General features: G+C 63.2%; 30 protein-coding genes. 18 read left to right on the top strand and 12 right to left on the bottom strand.

Going from position 1 to position 25525, the window contains the following annotated elements; genetic code table 11:
• The first annotated feature begins 11 nt into the window (after positions 1 to 11).
• Positions 12 to 458 (top strand): hypothetical protein, encoded by a 447-nt coding sequence (locus WJU17_RS17770; protein ID WP_346328726.1) that lies wholly within the window; start codon positions 12 to 14, stop codon positions 456 to 458.
• Positions 459 to 482: 24 nt separating this feature from the next.
• Here WJU17_RS17770 and WJU17_RS17765 read toward each other — a convergent pair whose 3' ends face one another.
• Complete coding sequence (locus tag WJU17_RS17765; RefSeq protein WP_346328725.1) at positions 483 to 1007, bottom strand: hemerythrin domain-containing protein; 525 nt, start codon at positions 1005 to 1007, stop codon at positions 483 to 485.
• Positions 1008 to 1344: 337 nt separating this feature from the next.
• Here WJU17_RS17765 and WJU17_RS17760 point away from each other — a divergent pair, with 337 nt between their 5' ends.
• Together WJU17_RS17760 and WJU17_RS17755 are read left to right on the top strand one after the other, a co-directional pair.
• On the top strand, positions 1345 to 1929 hold the full coding sequence (locus tag WJU17_RS17760) for an HTH domain-containing protein (RefSeq protein WP_346328724.1): 585 nt from the start codon (positions 1345 to 1347) through the stop codon (positions 1927 to 1929).
• 548 nt (positions 1930 to 2477) lie between these two features.
• Complete coding sequence (locus WJU17_RS17755; RefSeq protein ID WP_346328723.1) at positions 2478 to 3206, top strand: ATP-binding protein; 729 nt, start codon at positions 2478 to 2480, stop codon at positions 3204 to 3206.
• Here the strand turns inward: WJU17_RS17755 and WJU17_RS17750 are convergent.
• Positions 3203 to 3982 (bottom strand): TIGR00730 family Rossman fold protein, encoded by a 780-nt coding sequence (locus tag WJU17_RS17750; RefSeq protein ID WP_346328722.1) that lies wholly within the window; start codon positions 3980 to 3982, stop codon positions 3203 to 3205. The genes WJU17_RS17755 and WJU17_RS17750 overlap by 4 nt on opposite strands.
• Positions 3983 to 4444: 462 nt before the next feature.
• Between WJU17_RS17750 and WJU17_RS17745 the strand changes: the two genes are divergently transcribed.
• Complete coding sequence (locus WJU17_RS17745; protein ID WP_346328721.1) at positions 4445 to 4654, top strand: hypothetical protein; 210 nt, start codon at positions 4445 to 4447, stop codon at positions 4652 to 4654.
• Positions 4655 to 4743: 89 nt separating this feature from the next.
• Complete coding sequence (locus tag WJU17_RS17740) at positions 4744 to 5376, top strand: glutathione S-transferase (protein WP_346328720.1); 633 nt, start codon at positions 4744 to 4746, stop codon at positions 5374 to 5376.
• A gap of 53 nt (positions 5377 to 5429) precedes the next feature.
• Here WJU17_RS17740 and WJU17_RS17735 read toward each other — a convergent pair whose 3' ends face one another.
• Both WJU17_RS17735 and WJU17_RS17730 read right to left on the bottom strand, forming a co-directional pair.
• Complete coding sequence (locus WJU17_RS17735) at positions 5430 to 5843, bottom strand: DUF4168 domain-containing protein (protein ID WP_346328719.1); 414 nt, start codon at positions 5841 to 5843, stop codon at positions 5430 to 5432.
• 184 nt (positions 5844 to 6027) lie between these two features.
• Entirely contained in the window at positions 6028 to 8220 is a 2193-nt protein-coding gene (locus WJU17_RS17730) for a patatin-like phospholipase family protein (protein ID WP_346328718.1), read from the bottom strand.
• A 213-nt stretch (positions 8221 to 8433) separates the two neighbouring features.
• Here WJU17_RS17730 and WJU17_RS17725 point away from each other — a divergent pair, with 213 nt between their 5' ends.
• Positions 8434 to 8850, top strand: coding sequence for a hypothetical protein (locus tag WJU17_RS17725; protein ID WP_346328717.1), 417 nt, complete (start codon positions 8434 to 8436; stop codon positions 8848 to 8850).
• Between the two features lie 178 nt (positions 8851 to 9028).
• Here WJU17_RS17725 and WJU17_RS17720 read toward each other — a convergent pair whose 3' ends face one another.
• Positions 9029 to 9676 carry a TetR/AcrR family transcriptional regulator gene (locus tag WJU17_RS17720; RefSeq protein ID WP_346328716.1) on the bottom strand — a complete coding sequence of 216 codons (648 nt, stop codon included), beginning with the start codon at positions 9674 to 9676 and terminating at the stop codon, positions 9029 to 9031.
• A 104-nt stretch (positions 9677 to 9780) separates the two neighbouring features.
• Between WJU17_RS17720 and dmeF the strand changes: the two genes are divergently transcribed.
• Positions 9781 to 10692 carry a CDF family Co(II)/Ni(II) efflux transporter DmeF gene (dmeF, locus tag WJU17_RS17715; protein WP_346328715.1) on the top strand — a complete coding sequence of 304 codons (912 nt, stop codon included), beginning with the start codon at positions 9781 to 9783 and terminating at the stop codon, positions 10690 to 10692.
• A 7-nt stretch (positions 10693 to 10699) separates the two neighbouring features.
• Here dmeF and WJU17_RS17710 read toward each other — a convergent pair whose 3' ends face one another.
• Together WJU17_RS17710 and WJU17_RS17705 are read right to left on the bottom strand one after the other, a co-directional pair.
• The gene (locus WJU17_RS17710; RefSeq protein ID WP_346328714.1) at positions 10700 to 11545 is read right to left on the bottom strand and encodes a fumarylacetoacetate hydrolase family protein; all 846 of its coding nucleotides are present in this window, start codon (positions 11543 to 11545) and stop codon (positions 10700 to 10702) included.
• Position 11546: 1 nt separating this feature from the next.
• On the bottom strand, positions 11547 to 12395 hold the full coding sequence (locus WJU17_RS17705) for a MaoC/PaaZ C-terminal domain-containing protein (RefSeq protein WP_346328713.1): 849 nt from the start codon (positions 12393 to 12395) through the stop codon (positions 11547 to 11549).
• Between the two features lie 144 nt (positions 12396 to 12539).
• Here WJU17_RS17705 and WJU17_RS17700 point away from each other — a divergent pair, with 144 nt between their 5' ends.
• From WJU17_RS17700 to WJU17_RS17690, 3 genes are all read left to right on the top strand, one after another.
• The gene (locus WJU17_RS17700; RefSeq protein WP_346328712.1) at positions 12540 to 13550 is read left to right on the top strand and encodes a nitronate monooxygenase family protein; all 1011 of its coding nucleotides are present in this window, start codon (positions 12540 to 12542) and stop codon (positions 13548 to 13550) included.
• 117 nt (positions 13551 to 13667) lie between these two features.
• A complete protein-coding gene (locus WJU17_RS17695; protein WP_346328711.1) occupies positions 13668 to 15230 on the top strand; it encodes an MBOAT family O-acyltransferase in 1563 nt (520 codons plus the stop codon).
• Between the two features lie 44 nt (positions 15231 to 15274).
• Positions 15275 to 16210, top strand: a complete 936-nt coding sequence (locus tag WJU17_RS17690) for a hypothetical protein (protein ID WP_346328710.1) — start codon at positions 15275 to 15277, stop codon at positions 16208 to 16210.
• A 3-nt stretch (positions 16211 to 16213) separates the two neighbouring features.
• On the opposite strand, the gene WJU17_RS17685 is transcribed toward WJU17_RS17690, so the two are convergent.
• A complete protein-coding gene (locus WJU17_RS17685) occupies positions 16214 to 16633 on the bottom strand; it encodes a VOC family protein (RefSeq protein ID WP_346328709.1) in 420 nt (139 codons plus the stop codon).
• Positions 16634 to 16722: 89 nt separating this feature from the next.
• Here WJU17_RS17685 and WJU17_RS17680 point away from each other — a divergent pair, with 89 nt between their 5' ends.
• A complete protein-coding gene (locus WJU17_RS17680) occupies positions 16723 to 17295 on the top strand; it encodes a LemA family protein (protein ID WP_346328708.1) in 573 nt (190 codons plus the stop codon).
• A 9-nt stretch (positions 17296 to 17304) separates the two neighbouring features.
• The gene (locus WJU17_RS17675; RefSeq protein ID WP_346328707.1) at positions 17305 to 18243 is read left to right on the top strand and encodes a DUF3137 domain-containing protein; all 939 of its coding nucleotides are present in this window, start codon (positions 17305 to 17307) and stop codon (positions 18241 to 18243) included.
• Positions 18244 to 18246: 3 nt separating this feature from the next.
• Here WJU17_RS17675 and WJU17_RS17670 read toward each other — a convergent pair whose 3' ends face one another.
• On the bottom strand, positions 18247 to 18759 hold the full coding sequence (locus tag WJU17_RS17670) for a peroxiredoxin-like family protein (protein WP_346328706.1): 513 nt from the start codon (positions 18757 to 18759) through the stop codon (positions 18247 to 18249).
• Between the two features lie 119 nt (positions 18760 to 18878).
• On the opposite strand from WJU17_RS17670, the gene WJU17_RS17665 reads away from it, so the two are divergent.
• The 4 genes from WJU17_RS17665 to WJU17_RS17650 are packed head-to-tail and all read left to right on the top strand — an operon-like array spanning position 18879 to position 21308.
• On the top strand, positions 18879 to 19178 hold the full coding sequence (locus WJU17_RS17665; RefSeq protein WP_346328705.1) for a DUF2282 domain-containing protein: 300 nt from the start codon (positions 18879 to 18881) through the stop codon (positions 19176 to 19178).
• Between the two features lie 48 nt (positions 19179 to 19226).
• Positions 19227 to 20063 carry a DUF692 domain-containing protein gene (locus WJU17_RS17660; RefSeq protein ID WP_346328704.1) on the top strand — a complete coding sequence of 279 codons (837 nt, stop codon included), beginning with the start codon at positions 19227 to 19229 and terminating at the stop codon, positions 20061 to 20063.
• Positions 20047 to 20814: a DNA-binding domain-containing protein gene (locus tag WJU17_RS17655; protein ID WP_346328703.1), complete on the top strand. Its 768-nt coding sequence runs from the start codon at positions 20047 to 20049 to the stop codon at positions 20812 to 20814. Before WJU17_RS17660 ends, WJU17_RS17655 begins: the two co-directional genes overlap by 17 nt.
• Positions 20811 to 21308 carry a DoxX family protein gene (locus WJU17_RS17650; protein ID WP_346328702.1) on the top strand — a complete coding sequence of 166 codons (498 nt, stop codon included), beginning with the start codon at positions 20811 to 20813 and terminating at the stop codon, positions 21306 to 21308. Before WJU17_RS17655 ends, WJU17_RS17650 begins: the two co-directional genes overlap by 4 nt.
• Here the strand turns inward: WJU17_RS17650 and WJU17_RS17645 are convergent.
• Positions 21265 to 21927: a 2-hydroxychromene-2-carboxylate isomerase gene (locus tag WJU17_RS17645; RefSeq protein ID WP_346328701.1), complete on the bottom strand. Its 663-nt coding sequence runs from the start codon at positions 21925 to 21927 to the stop codon at positions 21265 to 21267. The genes WJU17_RS17650 and WJU17_RS17645 overlap by 44 nt on opposite strands.
• Positions 21924 to 23288 (bottom strand): chloride channel protein, encoded by a 1365-nt coding sequence (locus tag WJU17_RS17640; protein ID WP_346328989.1) that lies wholly within the window; start codon positions 23286 to 23288, stop codon positions 21924 to 21926. Before WJU17_RS17640 ends, WJU17_RS17645 begins: the two co-directional genes overlap by 4 nt.
• Positions 23289 to 23383: 95 nt before the next feature.
• On the opposite strand from WJU17_RS17640, the gene WJU17_RS17635 reads away from it, so the two are divergent.
• Together WJU17_RS17635 and WJU17_RS17630 are read left to right on the top strand one after the other, a co-directional pair.
• Positions 23384 to 23707, top strand: a complete 324-nt coding sequence (locus WJU17_RS17635) for a cytochrome c (protein ID WP_346328700.1) — start codon at positions 23384 to 23386, stop codon at positions 23705 to 23707.
• Positions 23708 to 23796: 89 nt separating this feature from the next.
• Positions 23797 to 24789, top strand: a complete 993-nt coding sequence (locus WJU17_RS17630; RefSeq protein ID WP_346328699.1) for an aldo/keto reductase — start codon at positions 23797 to 23799, stop codon at positions 24787 to 24789.
• Here WJU17_RS17630 and WJU17_RS17625 read toward each other — a convergent pair.
• Positions 24786 to 25520, bottom strand: a complete 735-nt coding sequence (locus tag WJU17_RS17625) for an SDR family NAD(P)-dependent oxidoreductase (protein ID WP_346328698.1) — start codon at positions 25518 to 25520, stop codon at positions 24786 to 24788. The two genes, WJU17_RS17630 and WJU17_RS17625, sit on opposite strands and share 4 nt — an antisense overlap.
• Positions 25521 to 25525: the final 5 nt, after the last annotated feature.

Here is a 25525-nt window from a genome sequence, read left to right as displayed (position 1 = left end):
GGAGGTAAACGATGTCTGTCCAACGCACGTCCCGCCGCACTATGGTGGCCGTAGGAGCGGTTGTCCTCGTCGCGGCAGCGGCCGCTGCGGTCTACTGGGTCACTCGGCCATGGGCCAATGACGAGGAGATTGCCAAACTTCAGGCACTCGCCGACGACCTCGACGACTATTACGATGCGAATCCGCCCGTCGCGGGCTGGCGTATCGCCGCCATTGCCGTGGAGCCGCCCGGTATCGCCATCACCCTTGAGCTTCCGGCCGAACGGGTAGCGGTGATGGAGACCCTGCCCGCGATGAACCGCCTCATGATCGCTGGCGCATTATGTCCGGAAAAAACCGACCCGCTCTACACGGCGCTTGGACGGTTCTCACTGGAGATTCGCCCACGAAGCGGAGGAGAACCCGTTCTGCAGAACGCTGATTGCCGGAACGTGCGCGGTGTCGCCGCACCTGAGTGACGCACGCCCCGGCAAGCCACGCGATCAATCGCCGTCGAGTTCGGCCATCAGCTCTTTCTTGCGGGCGGCCAATTGCTTGCCAATGGCGTCCAGGTCCATCTCCGACTTCTGGGCTTCGGGGAAGAGCTCTTCTTCCTCTTCCTTCACGTGGTGCTTGATGTATTCGCTCAGCACCGTCACCTTGGCGTCGAACAGCCGGTCTTCAGGCGTCATGCCCTCGATTTCGGCGATCAACTTTTTAGCGCCCATGTGTTCGACTTCTGCTTCGTCGAGCAAATCCTCGTCGACCTCGCCGCGCGCTTCCGGATAAAACAACTCCTCCTCGATCTGCGCATGCACGGTGAGCGCCTTGCAGATATTGGACGCGAGTTCAGCCTTTCGATCGGCGCTACGCGCCTTTTCGAACTGCTCGAACATCTTTTCCAAGTCGCGGTGATCCTGCTTCAGCAGAGCAACAGCGCCTGTCTCCTTTTTGGAAGAGGCACTTTTCTTGCCGCTGCCGCCGGCCGCCTTCGACTTTGTATTCTTGGATGTCTGGGTCGTGGCCATGATGATTTTCCTGTGATGTTACCCGCGCGCTCTCGCGGGGCCTCACAATCAACCTGTCTCGGGGATTTTTGTTCCGTCGCCTTCAAGACGCGCGGTGCCTGCGTCCAATGATCCAGATCAATGCTCCAGTTCCGGGGTCCGGGCGAAATGAGAAAGGAGCTAAATGGGTCAAAAAACCATCTTCGAGAACTTATTTCGAATTTTACTTGGTGGTTGTCACACGCCTCTGTCGTGCTCCATACAGAGACCACGGTACCCGTCAGGCTAGACCGGACTTTACATCGTTGAATGCGAGCGACCTCACAATGAAGCGTCCGTGCTTCCAGGACATCGAGCCATGACGCGCCCCCCATGTACGGACAAAGGCTCCAGGCCACGACTGACCACGCCCAGTCGCGCCGAGCTTGAGCGGAAGTCCCGAATTTTTGGCTATGAGCTCGGCATTTGGCTGTGCGAAATCATGCCACGGTACAGTGCCATCTTCGGCTCCGACTTTACCAAGGTCCTCATTGTCAACGCCATCGGCATCGCCAGCGTTCACCGGCTGATGAATCGCCCCGAAGGCGTGGCGTTCGAGAGCATCACGAGCATCGTGCCCTCCGAATTACAGGTGCCCGTCAACGCGATGTCGATCGCGGAATCGACTGGAATTCCCCGTGAAACCGTACGGCGGAAAATCAAGGAGATGATTGCCGACGGACTGGTGATCGAGGACGACCGTAGCGGGTACCGGCTCATGCCAGGCGCTCTCCAGTCGCAGGGTTCCATGGAGATCTACTATGCCCAGTTGCAGTCGCTCGTCACCATGGTGAACAGGCTCATGGATGCAGGACTGTTACGGGTCGATCAATCTCAGAATAAGCCAGCACGTCCGCTCAATTTGGGCACCCATTCCCTCGACCCTAATGAACCCACTATGTAGAACCGAAAAACTGGTTCAGCCTCAAAGGCGAAATAAGCCCCCGCTTGAGAGTGCTGTTCTTCCCCGGAGATTGGGGCCGCTTTCTCCGGGGGTTCGATACATGATAATTATCGCGTCGATTTAGCTACTTAAGATATCGCTGCGGGAGAAACACGAGCTTTTGTTGCGATTTTCGGTTTGGACCATTTCGCCGGCATCAAGAGCCACCGCGCCTCCGGTCATCGTGGCGCGAAGACGCTAGACGAGACCGGTATATGCACCTTCATTGTCGGGTTCATCTTTGTGTGCCTTCAACCCCGCCGTGGGCAATTCCCTCGTTGCGGTTCATTGCGGAACTGTCATGATGCCTGCGGAAGCGAGGATTAATCGCATCCGGGGGCGCACTTATTTCGGAGACCCCCTCTTGCGTAGGTGCGCCCCACTAATCTCGGTCGTAGAACCAGAGCCGGAAACCCTAGATATTCTCGCCATTTGGGGGCCACACCACGGCCGCCCACTGAACCGCCTTCCGACGGCGACCAGAATAACGACCACTTCAAGGCGATTTTGTGGCGCACTCCAGAAACGAATCACCTTCTGCCCCTGAGCCACGTACTCGGCCGAAGGCCTGCGTATCGTGGAGCTCGGGAAAGGATGCGGCCTTCGCCCTGTGGGAGAGCGTGCGCCAAGGCGAGTTTGATGTCGCCGGGCTGATGACGACAGTGAATGTCTCACCCTCCCGCGTCGCCGTTCACAGCGTTCGCGAGGCATTGCTGGACCTGCAGTCGGCAGCGCTGGGCCTCCCGTGCCTGAAGGTGGAACTGCCGACACATTGTCCCAACGACATCTATGAAGCCCGCATGTCACAGGCCGCCGCCGAACTCGCCGACAAGGGGATAACGCACATCATCTTCGGCGACCTGTTTCTGGATGACATCAGGACATGGCGCGACGAAAGGCTGGCTCGATGGGGCCTGACGCCGGTGTATCCGCTATGGGGCCGCGATACGGCGGCGCTGGCTCGCGAGATGATCGCCAGCGGGTTGGTCGCGCATCTCGCCTGCGTCGATTCACGGCGCCTCTCGCCAGACTTTGCCGGCCGTCGTTTCGACACCGCATTCCTGGAGTCGCTCCCTGCCGGGGTCGACCCGTGCGGCGAGAACGGAGAATTCCATACGGCCGTGACGGATAGCCCCCTGTTCGCGTCGCCCATCCCCGTGCGTCTCGGCGGCGTGAGCGAGCGCAACGGGTTCGTCTACGCGGACATCGTGCCCGATCCTGCCGCGGGAACAGCCTAGGCGATTTTGCGCCGGGGATTGAGCACATCGGCGCTCAGGGCGTTCCAGACATCCTCGGCGGTCTCCGCGAACCCGAACATCTCGAGGTCGCGCTCGGCGATCATGCCATTCTCCAGCAGCACCTCGAAATTGACGACCGAGCGCCAGTATTTCTCGTCGAACAGGATCACCGGAATGGTCTGGAACTTGTCGGTCTGGCGAAGGGTCATGATCTCGAACATTTCGTCCATGGTGCCGAAGCCGCCGGGAAACACCACCAGCGCATTCGCCCGCATGGCCAGGTGCATCTTGCGCATGGCGAAATAGTGAAACCTGAATGTCAGTTCCGGCGTCGAGAAGGCGTTGGGCGCCTGCTCGTGCGGCAAGGTGATGTTGAAGCCGATGGTCGGTGCGCCCGCGTCCCGGGCACCCCTGTTGGCCGCCTCCATCACGCCTGGACCGCCGCCCGTCGCGATCACATTGTCCCGGAAATCACCATAGGTCATGAGCGCACCGCCGCGTTCCGAGGCGATGCGGCCGAAGTTCCGCGCCTCATCGTACCAGCGGGCTTCCTGGCCGGGACCGCCTTCGCGCACGCGCGCGCTGCCAAACACCACCAGCGTGGAACGGATGTGCCATTGCCGCAGGATCTGCTCGGCCTTGGCATATTCCAGCATGAACCGGACGCCGCGCATTGAATCGCCGAGCAGAAAATCCTGATCGAGCGCGGGGAGGCGATAGGAGGGCGACGCGATTTGCGCCTGATTTTGGGTGGCGGGATTTACGGGCTCTGTCATGAAACTGATGTAGGCAGTTTGGAGCAGCGATCAAAGCACGATTATCGGATCGCGGCAAAGGACGACAGCCGAACATCCGCTGAAGGCTCCAGACCCGGCGCCCAGGGTGAGTCCGGCTTGCGCCTCGGTGGTATGGATTAACGCCGCCGATAATGGTGTGGTAATATTGGTCCACGCCGACTGAAGACTTCACGCGGGGATTGCCCCGAACGACCTTTACGGCACTTCCCTGCAATTTCACAAGCCGGCTGGATTGGCATGGAAGCATTCTGCTTCCATCGGGGAGACTGTCTCGACAGGAGGAAATAATGCGAGTGGCCCTTGCCCTCGTCGGCGCCGTGGTCGTCGGCCATCTCTGGCTGATGCTTTACGCCTACGCTGGCGGTTTCGAAGATTTGTTCCTACTTGGCTCGATCGCGACGGCGGCGGTTGGATGCCAATGCAAGCCGAGGGGAGGCATCGATGGGTAATTCTCTCGGCGCCTGTCTGCGCGAATACCTGCCCCAACTGGGTGTACTCGCCATCGCCCTGATCATCGTCGGCATTCTGGCAATTCTCGCCAGCGGCGGTATCGCGGCGCTGACCGGCGCGGTGATCCTGAAGATCGTCGGCGTTTCCATCGGATCCGTCGCCCTGACCCGGCTCCTGCGGTGTCTGCTCGCCTGCCTCTGACGGGAATGCAGGCTGCCGAACGGCTTTGACTTTGACGGGTACGCACTCTCACCATGGCGCGTCACGCAGCATGGCGGGAGAGATTACCCATGATCACGGTACACCACCTGAACAATTCCAAGTCCCAGCGCATCCTCTGGCTGCTGGAGGAACTGGGTCTGGCCTACACCATCAGGCACTACCAGCGGCAGCCGAGCCTGATGGCCCCGCCGGAGATGAAGTCCGTCCATCCCCTGGGCAAATCGCCGATCGTGGAAATCGACGGGCGGGTGATGGCAGAATCGGGAGCCATCGTCGACTATGTGGTTCAGCGCCATGGCGGCGGACGCTTGCGGCCGGACCCTGATTCAGGGAGCTACGCGGCGTATCTGGAGTTGCTGCATTACGCCGAGGGATCAGCGAACACCATGTTGCTCCTCAACATGGTCATCAGCAAATTCCAGGTGGATAACCCGGTGATCGACGGCTATCTGGCGAGCCAGATCACATTGCATTTCAATTATCTGGAAGGGTTGCTGAACGGCAGGACCTATTTCGTCGGTGACGACTTCACGGCCGCTGATCTGCACATCACCTTCAACCTGCAAATGGCGCAGGCATCGCGGCTGATCGAGGATCGTCCTGCACTGCTCGACTTCATCGGCCGCATGGAGCGGCGGCCCGCCTACAAGCGGGCGATGGAAAAGGGCGGCGCCTTCGACCTGCGCGCGAACAGGGCGTGACATAAAAGAAGCCCGCGGGGCAACCCCGCGGGCTTCGTCGTGTTCAGCGAAATCTACTGGAGCGACGACTGCTGGTCGCCCATGGTCTTCATACCTTCGATCTTGCTCTGCAAGGTCTGATCGCTTTTGGACGCCATGTAAATCTGGTTATACTCTTCGACCGTGAGGCCTTCCGAGGTCACCGCTTCGGCGAGTTTCTCATTCTTCTCGGTCGCCACTGCTTCCTGAGCGGCAGGCTCGGCCGCTGCCTGAAGCTTGGTCTCATACTCCTGATTGAGCATCTCGACCTTCACATTGGCCGCCGCGAAGGACTCAAGCTTTGCATCCGGGAAGCTCTGCGCCGTCGCGCCGGATTCGGCGGCGGGCGGCTGCATCGCCGGAGCGTCAGCCTGAGCCATGGCGGCAGGCGCGGCAAACGCCATACCCATAGCAAAAACCGAGACACCAAAGACATTACGATAGGACATGATCTCTTCCTTCCTATATGGGTGCGCAAATCATCCGGTTCCGTGTGATCGCGCGACAATACATAGACGCAATACCGCGTTCAATGTTCCCACTTTCACACACCTTTACTCAAATTTTTTTATTCTAAAAGCGTAACAACCCAGCATATTAGCAGTCTTTCCCAGCCTCCATCATTCTATTCATTCAGAATAAACCTCCAAGTGAGAGAAAGATGGCATGTTCCCCTCGTTCGGACGCTCCGTAGCCGAGGAAAAGCGGCCCAAGCGGCGTATCCATGGCGATAAACAGCGTGCCTCCCCACAGCATGCCCCCCAGTCCGATATCGCCGGCCCGGTCGAAAACGCCGCCATATTCAACCGACGCGCCGGCATAGAGCGGGAAATGCAGGAAAGACGGTCCAAAACGCGCCAGTTCGCGATAGTAGATACCCCGCGCCAGCACGGATTGCGCGCCGCTCAGGCCCCCATTGAGGTACCCGGTCAGCCGGAAAGGCCCGCCCAACGTGTAAAGATCGCCCAGCCCCGGCCGGCCGCCCCAGCTAAGCCCCGTCTCCACGGTCGCGATGATGGTGTTCCGGTCCCAGGAGAACGCCACATTCGCCTCGAGCTCCGCCGCGTGAAACTCACGTTCGGCACCCAGCGCGCTCGTGGACCAGCGATATCGGCCCGCGGCGAAAATGCCCTCGTGGGGAAAGTTGAGGTTGTCGAGCGTATCGTAGACGAAGCCGGCGTAAGCACGCCCTATGCCAAAGCTGTCGCGAGGGACCAGCCCCGTCCCGGTGCGCTCCCGCTCATGCCCCCAACCGGATTCCACGCCGGCCATCAACACCAGCGCGTCATCGACATTCAGCCCCACCTCGCCGCCGCCCCGCAATTCCGTGACCCGCGCGCTGGCAAGCTCGTCGCCGCCGGATACCAGCTTGGCGGGGCGATCGCCCGCATAGGCGAAAGGCCGGACATAGAAGCGGGCGGCGGCATCGAGAGGCTGGTAGAATTCGGTGGCGAAATCGATGGTTTCGCCAAGGGTGCCCTGGGTCCGCCATTCGCCGTTCAAACTGTTCATCGCGGTTCGCGTGTAGGACAGCGCGAAATTGTAGGTGCTGCGTCCCTCGAAATCGTTGGCGAGGTCGAAGCCGAAGCGGAAATAGTCCGTGCCGGTGTTGTTGGGCCGGGCCTTGACGACGAGAACGTTCCCCTCGGGTGTATCCTCGATCCGGTAGCTGACCGTATCGAACAGTCCGAGACCATAGACATGCGCCATGTCCTGGCGCAGTTGCGCTTCGTCCTCCATGTCACCCGGCCGGGTTTTCATGCGCGCCAGCAACACGTCGTCGGAAAGCCTGCTGCGTTGTTCAAAGCGAATGGCGGCGATCGGCCGTGCCGCCGCTGGCGGCGGCGCGGCCGCGATCACGGGCGGCGCGCCCAGGCGCTGCGCCAGCAAACGAAGCGACGGCATGCTCTCGCGGGCCGCCGCCGCGCCAAGCGGCACCGTCTCACGAACCCTGTCGAACGACGCCGAACCAATATCGCCCAGATCGATCTCGATGGTGATGTCATCGGGGCCAAGCAGGGCAAGTTGCTGACGCGTCGCTCTCACGATCATGACGTCAATGGACTGATTGAGGATCGACAGCGCCGATGTCAGCTGATCCGAGTCTTTCAGCTGGTTGGTGAACGAGGCGACGATGACGATGTCCGCGCCCATGTCACGGGCAACGCTGATCGGCACGTTGTTGACGATGGCGCCGTCCACCAACAGACGTCCGCCGATCCGGACCGGGGGGAAGGCACCGGGCACCGACATGCTGGCGCGTAGCGCCGTCACCATGTCGCCCGAGCCCAGCACGACCTCGTCCCCCGTCTCGATGTCCGAGGCAACGGCCCGAAAGCGAATGGGCAGCCTGTCGAAATCCCGCACATCCTGCGCCGAACGCAACAGATCCTCCAGCGCCAGCAGGACGTTGTGGCCCTTTACAACACCCGCCGGCAGCCGAGCCTCGCCATCTTTGACCCGCAGGCGCAGGTCCGCCAAGAATCCGGAATCCTCCGCCTTGCGACGCGCGGTCAGATCGTCCCGGCTCGGGTTGTCGACAAGAAACGCGGTCCAGTCCAGGTCATTGACCACGCGCTCGATCTGCGCCGCGTCCATGCCCGAAGCGTACAATCCCCCGACGACGGCGCCCATGCTCGTGCCCACCACGATGTCCGGCCGGATGCCTGCTTCCTCGAGAACCTTGATGACGCCCACATGCGCGACACCTTTCGCGCCGCCCCCCGCCAGCACCAGCCCGATTTTGGGCCGGGGCGGCGCATCGGAGGCATGCGCGGAGCCGAGACAAAGAACCAGAAGGGCAAGACACAGGGCGATACGGACCATGGGCGGCTCGGAAGTCGGCCGGACGGAGGTCTCGCGAATGGCGGCTTGGCCCGGCAAGGGAGTCCGGCGGTTATACTTGAGTTAGCGGTAAGGGATAACCCGCGTTCGCGCGACGGCCACGGTGCGAGCTTGGGTATTCCAGCCACGCCCATTCCGGCTTAGGCTGCCGGGCAGGCCAGAGCGGCGACAGAAGCAGCGGAGCACGAAGCAGAGATGAAGAACGGGATGGATCCGGTCGGTTCGATGATGCTCGCCGCGGCACTGTTCCTGATCGGCGGCGACGCGTTCGGCCAGGCCGAGAATTTCGAGAATTACTCACCCCCGCCCGCCGGGTATGGTGCCCAGGGCACGCTGATCCAGATGTGCAACGAGGCCAACGTGCTCGCGGCGCAACGGGAATGCCAGGCCAAGATCCGGTACTACGAGAACACGATCCGTGATTTCGATCGGCGCAAGGCCCGGGCCGACACCGATGCCACCGCCAAGCAAGTACAATGGCTGCGCGGCCTGCAATATGACCTGACCCAATACCGTCAGGCTTGCGCGAGGATCGAGGACGGCCTGCGGCAGCTACGCGCGCATCCGGAAACCCGCTGCGATGCGGGTGGGAACAGGTTGAACCAGGATTGACAGGGCCCCAAACGGTTGACGGCGCCAGGCGCCCCCCTCAGAGCTGCCAGCGCCGTCCCGTCTCCCCCAGGTACACTCCCCGTGTGAGTCGGAGATTACTCAGCCGTCATTCTTCCTGCAACTATAAATAAAACGTGTTTTTGATGTTTGCAGATGCAGGTAAAAGCCGCGTTCTGCCTCAAAAAACAGTCGATCCCACGAGCGAGGCATGCAAGAGCCGCAGCCTCTCCTGCATTGCCTCACGGCTGCCGCCGGTGGTCAACGGTATCAGGGTCTCGCACGTGTTCATCTGATAGAGGGCGGCCAGCCGCTCGCTGCCGATCGTACGGTTGCCCCACTGGATCATCAGGCCGTTCTGATTGATCATGATCCGAAGCGCCGTCAGGTCCAGATCGACCCAGTCAGGCATGTCGCCGGTGTCGCGTATTTCCTCGAGACAGCGCCGGAAGTGAACGACCGGCGTCTTGATGTCGTAAATCGAGATCTTCGCGGACGCCAGAACCGAGGCATAAGCACGCGAGAAATTGTCGCTGGTAACGATGCTGCGGACGATCGCCTCGTTAAGGTCGATCAGATGGGCCAGACCCGTCGACGTGATTTCCGATTCGAAGTGCTCGAAGACCAGCCTGAGTCGCTCTTGAAAGGCCTCGGCCAATAGAGCGTCCTTGCCGCCATACATCTCGTACAGCGTGCGCGTGGATGCACCGGTGCGCCGCGACAATTCACGCATGGTCAGACCATCGTAGCCTTTTTCGGCCATGAGGCGCCAAGCCTGCAACTGAATGACACGGCGGCGTTCTAGCTGCTTGTCTTCCGGTTCTTCCACCGGATTACCCTTTGCTGCAATGCAGCAATGTATTGCCACGGGACAAGCCGATTGTCACGGCGTATGGATTGCCCGCACGATGAAGTGATCTGTGGGAGGCGACCATGCATGCCGAAGATTTGAGGCCTTGGACCCATTCGCACCGGTTCGAGACCGGCGCCGAGGCAGCCGCGGAGCGGCGTACCCGGCTCGTCGTTGGTCTCACCTTCGTGGTGATGATGGCCGAAATCGCCGCCGGCACCGCGTTCAACTCCATGGCACTGCTCGCCGATGGCTGGCACATGGCGACACATGTGGGCGCGCTGGGAATAGCGGCCTTCGCGTATGCCTTCGCACGCAAGCATGCCGATAATCCCCGCTTCACCTTCGGCACGGGGAAGATCGGATCACTCGCCGCCTTCGCCAGCGCCATTGTACTCGCCATTGTCGCACTTGTGCTGATCTGGGAATCCGCGCAACGACTGACGATAGCCCAGACCATCCGCTTCGACGAAGCCCTGCCGGTCGCCGTGCTGGGGCTCGCGACAAACGTCGCCAGCATCTTCATCCTAGGCGGGCACGGGCACGGCCATCATGATCACGGCCATCATCACGATCACAATCTACGAGCGGCTTACCTGCACGTGATGGCCGATGCCCTGACCTCGGTTACCGCCATAGCCGCGCTGCTGCTGGGGAAATTCGCCGGCCTGTGGTGGATGGACCCGCTGATGGGCATCGTCGGCGGCCTGGTCATCCTGGTCTGGGCCTGGAACCTGGTAGGCACGTCGGGCCGGACCCTCGTCGATATGGCAGATGACGACAGCCTGCGCCAGGAAGTCATCGACGCCATCGAGGGCGACGCCGACAACATGGTGGCGGACCTGCATCTGTGGCAGGTCGGCCCCGGTCACTGGGCCGCCATCGTGTCGGTGGTCAGCCATCACCCGCGCGACCCGGCGCATTACCGGGCCTTGCTGTCACCGGTGCATGAGCTCAGCCACATCACCGTGGAGGTGCATCACTGCCCGCACTGAGCACGGCTCAGTCATCGGCGACCACCAACTGGTTCTGCTCGCCAAGTCCATCGACGCCGAGGCGAATACGCTGACCGGGCTCCAGATAGGTTTCCGGCTCCATGCCGGCTCCGACACCGGCGGGCGTGCCCGTGGTGATGATGTCGCCCGCGCACAGGCGCATGAACTGGCTGAGATAGCTGACCAGAAACCGTACGCCGAAGATCATGTCGGCGGTGGTGCCGTCCTGACGGCGGTGGCCATCGACCTCGAGCCACACCCGCAGATTTTGGGGATCAGGCACCTCGTCGCGCGTCACCAGCCATGGGCCGATCGGGCCGAAATTGTCGGCCGACTTGCCTTTGACGAACTGGCCTTCGCGTTCCTTCTGGAAGTGGCGCTCGGACACGTCGTTGACCACGCAGTAGCCGGCGACATGATCGAAGGCATCGGCCTCGTCGATATACTTGCCGTCCTTGCCGATGATGACGCCCAGTTCCGCTTCCCAGTCCAGCTTGATCGACCCGCGCGGCTTGATGACCGGATCATTCGGCCCACAGATGCAGTAGATGGATTTGGTGAACAGCATCGGCTCGGTCGGCACCCGCGACTTCGTCTCCGCGGCATGATCGCGGTAGTTGAGGCCAATCGCCAGGAACTGGCCCGTTCCCGCCACGCATGGCCCGAGGCGGGGCGTGCCGCCAACCAGCGGAAGTGCCTCCACGTCCAGCGCGCGCAGCCGCGCCAGACCCGCGTCGGACAGGGAATCGCCGGTCAGATCGTCGATGATGCCGGACAGGTCGCGGATCCGGCCCGCGCCGTCCAGCATGCCCGGCTTTTCCTGCCCCTTCGGGCCATGGCGCAGCAGTTTCATGTCAGCCCCTCAGCAGCGCGCGGCCATTGTTGATGACCATCACATCGCGCTCCTTCAGGCGGCTGCGATAGGACACCACGTTGCCATCGACCCACATGTCGACGATGACCGTCTCGCCCGGGAACACCGGCGACGAGAAGCGGGCGTCGAAGGCAGCGATCCGCGTGTGGTCGTAGTCGCAGATGGTCTGCAGCACGGCGCGGCACGATACGCCGTAGGTGCACAGACCGTGCAGGATCGGCTTGGGAAAGCCGGCCGCGCTGGCCACGTCCGGGTCGCAGTGCAGTGGATTGCGGTCGCCCGAAAGCCGGTAGATCAGCGCCTGATCCTCGCGCGTCGCCAGTTCGCAGGTCGCGTCGGGTTTGCGGTCGGGGATCGCATGCGTCTCGGCCGGCGCGGGACCGCTGGGCCCGCCGAAGCCGCCATCCCCACGCGCGAAGATGCTCGACAGGGCCGTGGACACCGGCGCGCCCGTGTCCTTCAGCTTTGTCCTGGTTTCCAGATAGATCACCGCGCCCTTGCCGGCGCCCTTGTCGAGCGCTTCGGCGACGCGGGATTCCACCACCAGATCGGCCTGCCAGGGCAGCGGCTGATGCAGCGTCACGCGCTGCTCGCCATGGACGACCATGGTGTAATTCACGCCCTCCAGCAGGTTGCCGCGGGCGCTGAACAGCGCCGCCATGGTCGGCACCGTCTTCAGGTTCTTCTCGTAAGTGTAGAGCAACTCCTGCGGATCGAGCGGCTCGCGCCCCATGCCCAGGCCCAGCGCATAAAGCATGGTTTCCCGGTCGCCGTAGGAATAGTCGCCCGTCGCCGTGCGCGACGTGATCTCGTCGTAAGTGAACGCCATTGTGCCAATCCTCCCCGATGGATGTCCGGCCGGCATCCTAAAGCGGTTTTCGCGCATTCACCAAGAGCGGATCGCCCACAAGCCCTATGCGGCAAGTTTCCGGGTGGTAAACTGGTTCGGGGACTCGCAACACGGGGAGACATCATGAGCCTGCGCACGCCGCTATGCGATCTTTTGGGTATCGAGCATCCGGTGATGCTGGCCGGCATGGGCGGCGTGTCCTATGCGGCGCTGTGCGCGGCCGTCTCCAACGCGGGCGGCTTCGGGTCGCTGGGCATGGCCTCGGTCTCGCCCGACGGGATCCGGGACGAGATGCGCCGGGTGAAGGACCTGACCGACAAGCCCTTTGGCGTGGACCTGCTCGCCGCCATTCCGGAATCTCTCACCCGATCGGTCGACATCATCATCGCGGAAGGCGCCACCGCCTTCATCTCGGGGCTGGGCGTACCCTCGTCCATCCTCACGGCGCTCAAGGATGCAGGGCTGGTGGTCATCCAGATGTGCGGCGCGGTAAAGCACGCCGTCAAGGGCGAGCAGGCAGGGATCGACGTGGTCATCGGCCAAGGCACGGAAGGCGGCGGGCACACGGGCCAGGTGGCGGGCATGGCGCTGATCCCGCAGATGGTGGAGGCCGTCAGCATCCCGGTGGTTGCGGCTGGCGCGATCACGGACGGACGCGGCCTGGCGGCAGCGCTTGCCATGGGTGCCCAGGGAGTCTGGATCGGCACCCGGTTCATCGCCTCGGTCGAGGCCAACGCGGCAATGGGCTACAAGCAGGCCATCATGGAGGCCGCCGACACGGACACGGTGATCTCGCGCTCCTATTCCGGCAAACCCATGCGCGTCATCCGCAACGAATGGACCGCCGACTGGGAGAGCAGGCCGCAGGACCTGAAGCCGTTCGGCGAACAGGGGCGCTTCTCCCGGGATGCCGGCGTCATGCGCCCGCTCCTCGGCGACATCAGCGACTATGACCGCAGCCGCGACGCGACAGCGGCCGGCCAAGGTGCGGGAGCAGTCCACGATGTCTTGCCGGCCGGAGAGATCGTGCGGCAGGTGGTTCAGGAAGCGGAGGAAACCATCGCTCGACTGTCCGCCATCGCATCGGGGAGCTACCGGCCATCACCTCGACAAGGCCGCACTGGGAGGCAGTGACAGTCGTTCTTGCTTGTTTAATTTCGGCAAGTTTGTTGAACTGAACACGTTTCGGCATCGAAGCGAAGCCCGCCTGGCCAGCATGACAGCGGACTCCGCCTTGGAGGGGGAGCCGACTTGCTGTTCAATTCGAATATATTTCTGTTCATCTACCTGCCGATTGTCCTGACAGGTTTCTATGTGCTTCGATCGCGCACCAATGTGCCGTGGGCGATGGCCTGGCTCGCCGCGAGCTCGCTGTTCTTCTACGGCTATTGGGATCTCAGATTTCTGCCGCTGCTGCTGTTTTCCATTCTCGGCAACTACACGCTCTCCCACTTCATCCGGCCCGGGAAAAGCCGCGCGCTCTTCGTCGCCGCCATTTCATTCAATCTCCTGCTCCTGGCGTTCTTTAAGTACGCCAACTTCTTCATCGACAATGTGGAGGAACTGACCGGTGCGGCCGTGCCGCTCAGGCAGATCGTACTGCCCGTCGGCATATCGTTCTTCACCTTCACCCAGATCGCGTTTCTGGTGGACCGCTGGCGCGGCGACACGGCGCAGCCGGGCCTGGTGAACTATGGTCTTTTCGTCACCTTTTTCCCGCATTTGATCGCCGGGCCCATCCTGCACCACCGCGAAATGATGAGTCAGTTCGAGACCATGCAGGCACGATCGCGATGGGACATTTCTGCATTCAATACAGGCCTCTGCCTCCTTGCGGTCGGCTTGATCAAGAAGGTCGTCATCGCCGACAGCCTCGGAAGTTTCGCGTCGCCCCTGTTCGATCGGGCGGCCGGCGGCGAGAGCCTGGAAGCCGTTCTGGCCTGGAGCGCCGCGCTCGGCTATCACCTGCAGATCTACTTCGACTTCTCGGCCTACTGCGAAATGGCGATGGGCCTGGCGCTGATGTTCGGCATCCGCTTTCCGGTCAACTTCGATTCTCCCTATCAGGCCCGCAGCATCATCGATTTCTGGCGGCGCTGGCACATGACCCTGTCCCGCTTCCTGCGTGACTACCTTTACATCCCGCTGGGCGGCAATCGCAGCGGACCGGTTCGCCGGATGGTGAACCTGATGATCGTCATGCTGCTGGGTGGATTGTGGCACGGCGCCGCCTGGACCTTCGTGCTCTGGGGCGGCCTCCACGGCCTGTATCTGATGATCAACCATGGCTGGAACCGGCTCGGGCTGCGTTTGCCATGGCCATGGCTCGGGCTGCTGCTGACCAACCTTGCCGTCATCATCGCCTGGGTGACGTTCCGGGCCGAGAATTTCCCGACCGCCCTGTCCATCTATCGGTCGATGGCCCTGATGAACGGGACCGCGTTGCCTCTGGAGGCGCGTCACCTGCTGGAGTTTCTCGGTCTGTCCGGCCAGATCGGCTACTTCGCCGAAAACTCGCGCGCCGCCTTCTACATCGGGCTGGCTTGGATCGGCGGGGCCGGCGTGCTCGCCCTGTTCGGCCGGAGTACACTGCGGCTCTTTCCCGGACAATCCATCGCCACAGACCAGGCGGAACTGGAAAGACGCTGGAAGGCCCGCGACCAGGAAACGGCTGACTTGGGCCGCGTCCTTGGCGGGATGCGCGGCCTGACCGCCAGTGCCGGGGCAGCAGTCGCCATTGGCCTTGTGCTGTTCTGGAGCATACGCGTCATCAACAGCGCGCCCCATTCCGAATTTCTCTACTTCCAGTTCTAGAGACAGGAATGTCCTGCAGTCCTTCAAGATTTCTGGCCATTGCCGTGATCAGCCTGGGAAGTGCGCTCCTGGGCCATCTGCTCTTGGTGCAGGCGGCCGGGTCCATGCCGTCCGTACGCTCGGCCGGCATCTGCGCCATGGTCGAAAAACGCATGGAACTGGCGAGGAGCGCGCCTTCGCCAAAGCTGCTGATCATCGGCGGATCGGGGGTAAGCAACGGGATCAGCGCCGGCTCGATGAGCGAATCGCTGGGCGTCCCCGTACAGAATTTTGGCCTTCAGGCGGGAACGGGAACGGGCTTCATGCTTGACCGTGCGAAATCCGTACTCCGCAAGGGCGACATCGCGATGCTGGCTTTCGAGTACCATCTCTACAACACGAAGAGACCCTCTGACGTCGCGTTGGACGTGGCGATGAATTGTGGGCGAGATTTCCTCGCGCGCCAGCCGCTGCAAAGTCGGATACGGGACGCACTCTCCCTTCCCTATTCAGCGCTGTTCTCCCGACTGCGTTACGCGATCATGGGAAACCCCCATAACGAGCCTGCAATTACCGCTCACGGCGACATTATCTTCCAGTCGCCGCGCTCCCACATGGGGAACTCGGATATCGAACGCATCCGACGCTACAAGCCGATGGAGATTGCCCTGAACCCGGACTCGCCAGACGTCAACGAGATCCGAAAATTCATCGGATGGGCCAAACAGGCGGACGTCATCGTCCTGGCGACATGGCCCAACACACTGGCTTTTTCCGAGTACAACAAGGCAGAAGGCTTCAAGGCCATAGAGCGCTTCTACACCGAGTTGGGGGTTCCGATGATCGGTCGGCCCGCCGACGCCATGGTCGGGATCGGGCTTCTCGACGACACGCAATACCACCTCAACGCCGCCGGCGTGGCGACCCGGACCGTGAAATTGTCGGCGGCGCTCGCTGGCCGGCCCGATGTCACGGAAAAACTGCGCTCACCCGAGCACTGAGGGCTACCACTCTCCCGTATTGCCCATGCTTGCCCAGGGCTCCTGCGGCGGCAGCGGCGTACCCTTCTGCAGCAGTTCGATGGAGATGTTGTCGGGCGAGCGAACGAAAGCCATGCGGCCGTCGCGCGGTGGGCGGTTGATGGTGACGCCCTTGTCCATCAGGCGCTGGCATAAGCCGTAGATATCATCCACCTCGTAGGCGAGATGGCCGAAATTGCGGCCGCCGCCATACTCCTCGGTATCCCAGTTATAGGTGAGTTCCACCTGGGCGTCCGGCTGCCCGGGCGGTGCCAGGAAAACCAGGGTGAACCGCCCCTGCGGCACCTCGTGCCGGCGCAGCTCCTCGAGCCCCAGTTTGCCGACGAAGAAATCCAGCGCCCGGTCCAGATCCTGGACCCGCAACATGGTGTGAAGATAGCGCATTTCGGTGTCCCCGCATTGAGTTCGCCGCCACTATAGCGGATGATCCGCGCACACGGCCATCCGTCCGATGGCTTGGCAAGGAGGGGTCCATGCTCGCCGCGATCATCGTCGTCGCCGTCCTGGCGGTGATTTTCTACATCCTGTACGCACGCCTGATCACCAAACGGAATCAGGCGCGCGAGGCCCTGTCGTCCATCGACGTCCAGCTGCGTCAGCGCCACGATCTGATCCCGAATGTCGTCACCCTGGCGCAGAAGTTCATGACCCATGAACGCGATGTACTGGAGAGTGTCGTCGCCGCCCGCAATCAGGCGCAGGCCCCCTACAAGCGCGACGACCCTGACGCCGTGCGCCAGCATATCGAGGCCGAGAAGCAGCTGAGCGCCGGCCTGAGCCGCCTGTTCGCCGTGGCGGAAGCCTATCCCGAATTGCGCTCCGCCGACACCATCGTGACGGCGCAGCAGACGCTGAACGAGGTCGAAGGTCACATCGCCGCCGCGCGCCGCTTCTACAATTCGGCCGTGACCGACCTGAACAACGCGGTGGAAATCTGGCCCGGCAGCATGATCGCGGGCATGATCGGCGTGAAGGCCATGCCCTTCTACGAGATCGAGGACGCCGCCGCGCGCCAGCCCGTCAATGTCGCCGATTTCATGAAGTAAGGGTCTGTCATGACCTCAGACGCGCCCTGGCTGGAAGGCTTCGACGCTTTTCGCGCGCGTGAGATCGATCCCATGATCGGTGATCTGGAAGCCGCACGCCTGCAGGCGCGCGAAATGGCCATGAAGCGGGCGATCTGGGCGATACCGCTGGCGACCGGCGTCGTCGGCGCCGTGTTCCTGTTCCTCCCGTCCGATTTTGGCTTCTTCGCCGGGTTCCTGGCGTTCGGCGCCGCATGGGCCTATGTGCAGCATCCCATCGTCAAGCATCAGAAGAAGGTCAAGGAAAGGCTGGTCACACGGCTCTGCGGCTTCTTCGGCCTTGAGTTTTCGGTCACGCCGACGCGTAATCCGATACCCTCCTTGTCGCAGGTCAAGTTGCTGCCCAGTCACAACCGGACCGGCCTGGAAGATCAGATCAGTGGCCGATACAAGGAGGTGCGCGTCGAGATGACGGAGCTGCACCTGCGCCAAGTAAGTGGGTCCGGAAAAAACCGGCGCGATGTCACGGTCTTCCGCGGCCCTGTTTTTAATTTCTCATTTCCGAAAAATTTCTCTGGAACCACAATCATCAAGACGGACGGCAGCGCCTTTGGCAACTGGCTGGGCGGCTTCGGCATGGGCGACAATGAAAGGGTCAGGCTGGAAGACCCAGAATTCGAGAAGCACTTCGAGGTCTACGGCACCGATCAGGTGGAGGCCCGCTACCTGCTGACGCCGGGCTTCATGGAACAGTTGCTGAGCCTGCGCGCCTTGCTCGGCCACAAAGTTCAGGCCGCGTTCCATGGCGACAGCTTCTATCTCGCGGCGAACAACAACGAGAACCGCTTCGAGGTGAAAGGCTATTCCAGCCTGCAGGTGAACCAGGAACTGGAGCGCTTCGTCGCCGAGATCGGAATCGTCTTCCGCATTGTCGACGCGCTCAACCTCGCCTCCCGCACGCGGCTATGAGGCTCAGGCCGCACCCCGTGCCGGATACCCCTTATCGTTTATAAACCGGACCGCGCCGATGATGCCGTCCAGGTCCGGGCGGGTAAACGGCATGGTCTGGATCGATGCGCAATAGAGCGTGCCGTCAGGCTGGACGAGAAACAGCCCGGGCTCGAGAAAATATGGCGGTTCCTTGTCGGAAATCGCCTTGGAAACGTAGAGCCCCCAGCGACGGCCCTCATCGATCGACATGCCGTACGCGATATCCAGCCGGTCCAGCTTCCAGTCCGCCTTGGCGCGCTCGGCCCTGTCCTGGTCGTCGCTGCTGACCGCGACCGTGGCGATCCCCAAAGCCTCCAGATCAGCAAGCTTGTCCTGCAACGTGTTCAGATAGCCCTTGCAGATTGGACAATGCAGGCCGCGATAGATCACCAGCATGGTGAAGGATGCGGGCGCATTCCCTCCCAGCGTGAACGTGCCGCCGCCGGCCAGAGGCAGGGACAGCGACGGTACAGGCTGGCCTGGCATGATCCGCATGGTCTTACTCCCTTTTTTCATTCCGCGAGCGTAACCCGAACCGGTCCCGCGCCGAAATGAAGTTTGTCGGACGCGCAAGCCGACGACGTCCTGTCCAGACCTCATAGGGAAATACACACATGACCGCCAAAATCACGACCTCGACCCTCCTCGCCGCGGCCGCGCTGGCCGTCTCGTTCGGCAGCGCCGGTTCGGCCCTGGCCGGCGACAAGGCCGACATGGAGAAATGCTACGGTGTCTCCATGGCCGGCAAGAACGACTGCAAGGCAGGCGAAGGCACCAGCTGCGCCGGAACCTCCAAGATCGACTATCAGTCGAATGCCTGGAAGCTGGTCCCCAAGGGCACCTGCGCCGGCATCGAAACGCCCCACGGCAAGGGCAGCCTGGCGCCGTCCGAAGCCCGCGTGCCCAGCGCCTGATCCATGCCCGGCCGCCACGGCATCACAGCTTCCTGTGGCACCGGTCCGGTGCCGGCTTCGGCCGGCATCGGACTCAAGGCCTCGCACTATGCGGCGCTGCTCGAGACGCGGCCGGCGCTGCCTTTTCTGGAAGTGCACCCTGAAAACTACATGGGCGCAGGCGGACCGCCCCATCGCTATCTCAAGGCCCTCGCCGCGCATTATCCATTATCGTTTCACGGCGTCGGCATGTCGCTCGGCGGCGCCGACCCGCTCGACCGTGACCATCTCGCCCTCTGGCGGCATCTGGTGGACGCCTACACGCCGGTGCTGGTGTCGGAACATATCGCCTGGTCGGTGCATGCGGGCATCGCGCATCACGATCTCCTGCCCCTGCCATACACCGAAGAGAGCCTGAGCGTCGTCGCCGGTCATGTCGCGAAAATGCAGGACGCGCTGTCACGCCAGATCATGGTGGAGAACCCCTCGACCTATCTGCGCTTTGCCCATTCTACCATTCCCGAGCCCGAATTCCTCGTCGAACTAGCGCGCAGGACAGGCTGCCTGCTGCTGCTGGACATCAACAACGTGGTCGTCTCGGCCCACAATCACGGCTTCGATCCGCGCCATTGGCTAGCGTCCATTCCCGGCGCCTTGGTCGGCGAGATTCATCTCGCGGGCCATACCGCCATCGAAGCTGGCGGTCGCCGGATTCTGATCGACGACCATGGCAGCCGCGTCTCGGACACTGTCTGGACGCTCTACGCCGAAACCGTCGACCGTATCGGAGGGCGGCCGACGCTGATCGAATGGGATACGGACGTGCCGCCGCTTCCGGTCCTGCTGGCCGAGGCCCAGACCGCGGCCATGATACAAAGGGTACCGGTCCATGCACGAGCTGGCTGAAGTCCAGGCGCGCCTGAGCGCATCCATCCGAAATGGCGGCGTCATCGCCCCCATGCTGACACCGGGCATTCCGGCCGAGGCGTCCATTGCCATCTATCGCAACAATATGTACGCGCGGTTCGTCGATGCGCTGGCCGACACCTTCCCGGCCACCCAGCGGATTGTCGGAGCCGACTTTTTCCGCTTCGCCGCGCTGGAATTCGTTGACGCGCATCCCTGCCGCAGCGGGACACTGATCGGCTATGGCCGTGAATTCCCGGGCTTCCTTCGGCACTTCGAACCCGCGCACGCCCTTGCGTACCTAACCGACGTCGCGGCGCTGGAATTCCTGCATCGGGAGTCCTATCACGCCGCCGACACGCCGGCGCTGGATGCCCTAGCGCTGCATGAAATGGCGGCCCGCGACGGCGACGCCCTGCGCGTGGCGCTGCATGCGTCAGGCCGTCTGCTCGAGACCCGCTACCGTGTCCTTGAACTCTGGCGGGCGAACCTGGCCGACAGTCCGCCATCCTTGCAACTGGCGGCGGGCGGCGAACGCCTGCTGATCGTGCGGCCCGAGGCCGAGGTGACGGTTTTCCGCCTCAGCGAGGCCGCCTTTGTCCTGCTCGCCGCCATCCGGGACGGTCTTTCGGTCGGCGACGCCCTCGCCGTCAGCGCGGACAAGGAGGGCGGACAGGATCTGACCATGGACCTCGCCCAATTGATTTCATCCGGCGTTTTCACCCTGCCACAGACGGATCCAGCCCCATGAGCGCCCCTTCCTTCTCCCTGCGGCCCAGCCAACTCACCTGGCTTGCGGCACGGCTGCTCGACAATCTCGACAGCGTTTCCCTGGCCACCGTCGTATCGACACCGGCCCGTCTCTTCATCGCCACGGTGTTTCTGCTGTCGGGCCGCACGAAGGTCGAGGGCCTACTGACCGTCAAGGACAGCACCTACGTTCTCTTCGAATACGAATACGCCCTGCCGCTGATCCCGTCCGAGGTCGCGGCCCATCTGGCGACCTATGCCGAGCATCTGTTTCCCGTCCTGCTGCTCATGGGCCTGGCGTCCCGGCTCAGCGCCGCGGCGCTGCTGGGCATGACCGCCGTGATCCAGATCTTCGTCTATCCCGAAGCCTGGATGACTCATCTGGGCTGGGCGGCGGCGTTGGCCTTCATCCTGTTTCGCGGTCCCGGAGCACTGTCGCTGGATTATCTGATCAGGCGCCGGCTGATGCCCGGTCGGCCAACCCCGACTGCATGAGCCGCCATTCGAGAAGATCGATCCGGTCCTGGCCGAAGAAGGCTTCGCCATCGAACACCATGGTCGGCACACCCCAATGGCCGGCGGCCTCAAGCGCGTCCTGATTGGCCGCGATGCGGGCATCGAACCCGTCTGGATCGGCCTCTATCGCCGCGTCCAGAACGTCGATGTCGAGACCAGCCCGTGCCGCGGCATCGCGCAAATGATCCCCTTCGTGCCACCCGCGCGTCCCGCTCCACAGCATGGACGAGACTTCGTGAGCGAAAGCCATGCCCCGGTCCAGATCGGCCGCCGCCTGCCCCATGCGGGTCAGACGACGGATGTAGGGCTGATCCTTGGCCACCGTTAGCGTCGCCATGTCCTGCACGATGGGATCGGGCTTGGGCCAGCGGAACGGGAGCCCGAGATATTCCGCCAGACGCGGCGCGTCCTTCTGGACGTACTTCACCCATTTCGGATTGACGGTGGCGAAGAAATTCTCGCTCCGGACCGCGAGCGGATAGACGGGGCGAAACCGGATCTCGACGGTCCGGTCACGCTGCAGCTCGAACAGCCGCCGGGTGGCCAGATAGGAATAGGGGCTTCGAAACGACCAGTAGAGATCGACTGTAAGGCTCATTGTTTCCCTTCCTTGTCCTGTCCGGCGGGTGACCGCGCCGCAGTGAGAAACCCGCGGCTCAGCGCGTGATAAATGCCTTCCCTGCATACCAGGCGCGACGCCGCGTGGGCCACGAAAGCCGCCGCCATCAGCGGCAGCAGCAGGTCGTGATTGTCGGTCATTTCCATGACGATGACGAACGAGGTGATCGGCGCTTGGGTCACCCCGGCGAAATAGCCGACCATGCCCAGCAGAACCACCGCGCCGCCCGCGTCGGCGGAAAAAAACCACGCCAGATTGCCGCCGATGCCGGCGCCGACCGCCAGCGAGGGCGAGAAGATTCCGCCGGGTATGCCGCTGACCGCCGACAATGCCGTCGCCGCGAGTTTCAGCGGCGCGAAGTACCATGCCGTCGCGGCGCCATCGTCGAGCATGTGCCGCACCTGTTCGTAACCTGTCCCGTAGGTGCCTCCACCGGAGACGATGCCGCAGACCGCGACCAGCAGGCCGCACAGCGCCGCGAAAGCCACCGGCCGCTTTCTGATCCATCCGCCAGCACGGTTTGGCAGGCCCCGCGCCATGGCGACGATGAACCGGCTGAAGCCGCCGCCCAACAGGCCCCCGACCAGACCGCAGGCCGGCACGGCGAGCCAGGTTTCCGGCCCGGCGAGCCGCGCATGGGTGACGCCGAAATAGGTGTAGTTACCCAGGAAGAAAATCGACGTCAGGCCGGCAACGATGATGCTGCCGATGATCAGGCCGCTGGTGCGCACCTCGAAGGACCGGCTCATTTCCTCGATGGCGAAGACCACGCCGGCCAGCGGTGTGTTGAACGCGGCGGCCACCCCGGCCGCCGAACCCGCGAGAATCAGCCCGGCCTGCCGGCGCGGCGACAGCCGGCCGGCGGCGTACATGATGGACGCCCCGACCTGGACCGTCGGCCCCTCGCGTCCGATCGAGGCGCCGCACAGCATCCCGAACAGGGTCAGCACAACCTTTGCCGCCGCGATGCGAAGCGAGACCAGCGCCCCGCGCTGCTCCTGGTCCTTCAGCTGGCGCGCGGCGATCGCCTGGGGAATGCCGCTGCCCTGAGCATTGCGAAAGAACCGGCGCGTCAGCCAGACCGCCACGGCAAAGCCGACAGGCGTCACCAGCAATGGCGCGAACCGCCAGCGCTCGACCAGGCCGTGAAAGGCCTCGTTGGCCACGTCGCCCCAGATCGCCATCAGAACGGCGACACCGCCGACCGCGACACCGCCGACGATGAACAGCAGGCGATGGAACCATCGCCCGCTCAGGACCCGGATGCGCCGCGAGCGCCTTGTGGCGTCCAGGCGCACGATTAGCGGCGAGGCATTCGGAGGGAGGACATCCGCTACCATAACCATGCTGCGCCGCCTCCGTCGACCCCCGCCGGCGCCCACCTGCCTTGTGCCGAAGTACCGACCGGCCTAGGCTTGTCGGAAAGGAGTGATCCATGCCGCGACACCTTCCCATCGCCGCCCTTCTCGCTCTCCTCGCGTCGCCAGTGATGGCCGCCGGCGGCGATGACGCCGATGCCGGGCATGCGCTGGCCACGGCCCGCTGCGGCGGATGCCATGCCATCGATGCCGACGGCGCCAGCCCGATGACACAGGCACCGCCCTTCCGCACGCTGGGCCAGAACTATCCTGTCGAGAACCTGGAGGAGGCACTAGCCGAAGGTATCTTCGCCGGCCATCCCGAGATGCCGGACGATCCATGGAGCCCCGAGGACATCGCCCTTCTCATCGCCTATCTGAAGACGATCCAGACGCGTTAGGCATACCGGTAACCCGCACATCCAAAAAGTTGCACGTGACCGTCCACCTGTCTTACCGTTCACGCCACCGCGTCGAAGGGGAGCACGTCATGGACCGCCGCAAACTGCCATTTTCCGATGTCGAGATTTCGCGCCTGGGGCTGGGCTGCATGAGCATGTCAGCTGCCTATGGCACGCCGGACGCAGCGCTGGCCGAGGCGACGCTGCAGCGGGCGGTCGAGCTGGGCGTCACCTTCCTCGATACCGCCAATGTCTATGGCATGGGGCATAACGAGGAACTGATCGGCCGCGTCCTCGGCCCGGTCCGGGACAAGATCCAGATCGGCACCAAGTTCGGCTTCGTCCCCGGCGAGGGCGGCGCACTGTCGGTCGACGGCCGCCCGCAGATCGTGCGCACGCGCTGCGAGGAAAGTCTGAAGCGCCTGGGAACGGACTACATCGACCTCTACTACGCCCACCGCGTCGACCCCAAAATTCCCGTCGAGGACACGGTCGCGGCCATGGGCGCGCTGGTGACCAGCGGGCTGGTGCGCGCCATCGGCCTGTCAGAGGTGAACTCCGACACGCTGCGCCGTGCCCACCGCATTCACCCCATCTCGGCGGTGCAGTCCGAATATTCGCTGTGGAACCGCGAGCCCGAGACCGGGATCATCGAAACATGCCGCGAACTGGGCGTGACCTTCGTGCCCTTCAGCCCGCTGGGCCGGGGCATGCTGACCGGGACGCTGAGCACGCCCGAGTTCGGCAAGGGCGACATGCGCGCCCGCATGCCGCGTTTCCAGGAAGGCAATTTCGAAAAGAACCGCGCGCTGGTGACCCGTCTGGAAGAGATCGCCCGCGCGAGGAACTGCACGCCGGCCCAGCTGGCGCTCGCCTGGGTCGTGGCGCAGGGCGATGACATCGTGCCCATCCCCGGCACCAAGCGCGTCAATATTCTGGAGGAGAACGTCGGCGCCCTGGACGTGTCGCTCGATCAGGCCACGCTGGACGAGCTGGACCGGCTGTTTCCCATCGGCGCCGCCGTCGGCGAACGCTATCCCGCCCAAATGAGCAAGCTGGCTCAGAGCGAGAAGAGCGCCTAGACGGGCACCATTTTGCCATCCCACGCCAGCACCGATCCGCTGGCGGCGGGCGTCAGGGCTCCCAGAACATCGACAAGATAGGCCGCCGATTCTTCCGGGGTCAGCAACTGCTTCGCCGCCCGCTGGAACGGGCGGGAGAGTCCGGTATCGACCGTGCCCGGGTGCAGTCCGACGCAGACCGCCTGCTTGTGGGTCCGCGCCAGTTCGATGGACAGGGTGCGGATCAGCATGTTGAGCGCGGATTTCGACGCCCGGTAGCTGTACCAGCCGCCCAGGCGGTTGTCGGAAATGCTGCCGACCCGCGCCGACAGGGCCGCGAAGATGGCGGGATCGGAGCGATCGAGCAGCGGCACGAAATGCTTGGCGACCAACGCCGGTCCGATAGTGTTGACCTGGAAGGCGCGCATCATCTGGGCAGCGTCCAGTTGCCGGTAGGTCTTTTCCGGCCCCTGCCCGTCTTGGTGCAGCATGCCCGTCGCGACGACCACCAGATGGAGCGGCCCCTCCGCGCCGATGCGCGCGGCGGCGGCGGCGATCGAGTCCTCGTCGGTGACATCTACCGCATGAACACCGCGCTTGCCGCCCGCCTCACCGCTGCCCGCGCGGGAACAGGCATGGATGGCCGCCACCGCAGGATCCGCCTCGAGCGCGGCGGCCAGCGCGCCGCCGATGCCGCCCGAGGCGCCGATCACCACCGTCCGAAGACCGCTTCCCAGACCAGCCAGGCTCATTCGCC

Source organism: Iodidimonas sp. SYSU 1G8, from assembly GCF_039655775.1.
GTDB lineage: Bacteria > Pseudomonadota > Alphaproteobacteria > SMXS01 > SMXS01 > RI-34.
Note: the sequence above shows the minus strand (reverse complement) of the source record. Positions and strands in the feature narration are given on the sequence as shown.